This is a genomic window from Protofrankia coriariae, from assembly GCF_001017755.1.
In the GTDB taxonomy this organism is placed as follows: Bacteria; Actinomycetota; Actinomycetes; order Frankiales; family Frankiaceae; genus Protofrankia; species Protofrankia coriariae.
In genome coordinates, this window is sequence record NZ_JWIO01000083.1 from 1 (window position 1) to 2,781 (window position 2,781).

At 69.5% G+C, this 2,781-nt stretch carries 2 protein-coding genes; both read left to right on the forward strand.

Going from position 1 to position 2,781, the window contains the following annotated elements; translation table 11 throughout:
• The coding region (locus FrCorBMG51_RS24075) for an NHL repeat-containing protein (RefSeq protein WP_086055668.1) at positions 1-1,111 on the forward strand (1,111 nt) is incomplete at its 5' end.
• 304 nt (positions 1,112-1,415) lie between these two features.
• Positions 1,416-2,528, forward strand: coding sequence for a glycoside hydrolase 5 family protein (locus FrCorBMG51_RS24080; RefSeq protein WP_235433860.1), 1,113 nt, complete (start codon positions 1,416-1,418; stop codon positions 2,526-2,528).
• Positions 2,529-2,781: the final 253 nt, after the last annotated feature.

A 2,781-nucleotide genomic window follows, 5' to 3' on the forward strand; every position in this document is an offset into this window, starting at 1 on the left:
CCGGCGGCGTCGCCGGATCGTGGCCGTGGCCGCGGCCGTCCCGGTGGTCGCCAGCGTGGTCGCCGTTCTGCTGATCAGCCAGCCACCGCGACCAGCAACGATCATAACGGTGGCCGGTACCGGCGTCGCCGGCTTCTCCGGCGACAACGGACCGGCCACCGCGGCCGACCTGAGCAAGCCGGACGACCCGCTGGTGGACAACACCGGTGCCGTCTACTTCACCGACACCGGCAACAACCGCATCCGCCGCATCGGCGCCGACGGCGTCATCACCACCGTCGCCGGCACCGGCACGTACGGCTTCTCCGGCGACAACGGGCCCGCCGCCCAGGCCCACTTCGCAACGCCCACGGACGTGGCCCGAGACCGGGCCGGCAACCTCTACATCGCCGACACCGACAACAACCGCATCCGCCGCATCAACGTCGTCGGAACCGTCACCACCGTCGCCGGCACCGGCGCACCCGGCTACTCCGGCGACGACGGACCGGCCACCGCCGCCCAACTGGCGAAACCGACCAGCGTGCTGGTGGACGCCGACGGCACCCTCTACATCGCCGATACCGGCAACCACCGCATCCGCCGCATCGGCACCAACGACGTCATCACCACCGTCGCCGGCAGCGGCACACCCGGCTACTCCGGCGACGGCGGACCGGCCACTGCCGCCCAACTGGCGAACCCGGGCAGTGTCGCGGTTACCGACGACGGGCGCGTCTACATCGCCGACACCGACAACAACCGGGTGCGCCGCGTCGACTCCGACGGCGTCATCACCACCGTCGCCGGCACCGGCGCACCCGGCTACTCCGGCGACGACGGACCGGCCACCGCCGCCCAACTGGCCAGGCCCGGCGGCCTGGCGGCGGACACCGCCGGCAATCTCTACATCGCCGACAACGCCAACAACCGCATCCGCCGCGTCAGCTCCGACGGCGTCATCACCACCGTCGCCGGTACCGACGAGGCCGGCTACTCCGGCGATGGCGGGCCGGCCACCGCGGCCCGTCTGTGCGAACCCAACGGCCTGGGCCTGGACGCCACCGAACGACTCCTCTACATCACCGACAACTGCAACGACCGAATACGCCGGGTGATGGCGGCCGGTTAGGCTGCCGGTTGCGGACGGTGCGGTCGCCATCCGCGACCATCTGTTCGGCACCTGATCCAGGCGCGTGTGTCGTCGGGCGCGCTTTCCGACTCGACGGATGTATCTGACGAAGCACTCACCGTGATAGTCGCCGACGGCAGGCGGCCGTCTACCCAGAGCAGCGTTTATCCAGGCGGTCACTTACACAGACCGCCACCTCCAGGGAGCACCGCCCATATGACTACGCACAGCTACGTGACTCATGTCTCGGTATCTTGTCCCCGGGAGCGCTTCGCCGTGGGTGGCAGCCGTATTCTTCCGGAGCGTGTCCTCCCCCACTGGATTCGGCCCCGCCGGCCGGGCCGCTGATTTCGTCCAGGTGCGCGACGGCGCGTTCCGGCTCGCCGGCAGACGCTTCCGCTTCTGCGGCACCAACAACTACTACCTGCACTACAAAAGCCAACGGATGACCGACAGCGTCCTGACCGATGCCGCCGCGCTCGGCCTGCGGGTGGTCCGCTGCTGGGGCTTCCTCGATGGAACTCCGGCGGACGGCGTGGTACTGCAACCGGAGCCGTTCCGCTACGACGAGGACGGTTTCGAGCCGCTGGACCACGCTGTCTTCCGGGCCGGGCAACTGGGGCTGCGGCTGGTGATCGCCCTGACGAACAACTGGAGCGACTTCGGGGGAATTCCCCGGTACGCCACGTGGTTCTCCGCCGAACACGACGACTTCTTCCACCGCCACGCCATCAGGGAATGCTACCGGGCCTGGGTGACACACGTGATCAGCCGGCGGAACCGGTATACCGGCGTGCCGTACAACCACGAACCGGCGGTGATGACCTGGGAGCTGGCGAACGAGCCCCGCTGCCCCTCCGACCCGTCCGGGGACACATTGGTCGCCTGGGCCGACGAAATGAGCAGATATGTCCGACAACTGGCCCCCCGCCAGCTGGTCGCGGTCGGCGACGAAGGTTTCCACGGCCGTGCCGACACGGCCGACTACCCCGCATCCAACCAGGAGGGGGTGGTCTGGCACCGGCTCCTCAGGCTGCCCGGGATCGATTACGGAACATTTCACCTGCATCCCCAGCAGTGGGGCGAAAAATCGCCGGGATGGGGTGTCCGCTGGATTCACGACCACTTCCGGGAGGCCGCCGTGGCGGGTGTACCGGCGGTGCTGGAGGAATTCTCCTGGCAGGACGACGGGATCGCCCGCGACACGGTCTACGCGGCCTGGACGGCCGCGGTCGAGGATGCTGACGGTGACGGTGACCAGTTCTGGCTTCTCACCGGACGCAATGACGACGGTTCCCACTACCCCGACTACGACGGCCGTCGCGTGATCCACCCATCGGCCACCGCCGCGCTTTTCGCCGGGCACGCCGGGCGGATGTCCCGTCCTGGCCGGGAGTTCCCGTCCCGGCCGGCGTAGAACTCACCGTCCCGGAGCGGAACCCGGCCGGACCGGAAATCCGGCCGGACGGCGAGACCGTCACTGCCCGACTCAGGGCACGTCGGCCTGCCGAACGGCCTGCCACAGCCGGCAACGGCCTACGCCGCCCCGGGTCCGGGCCGGTCGACCCAGGTCGGGACCGGGCGTCAGCGCTGACAACGGAATCACCACAAGACACCACCGCCTACCCGCGGCGATACGGCTGCGGGACCGCCGGTAAGCTACGGCAGCC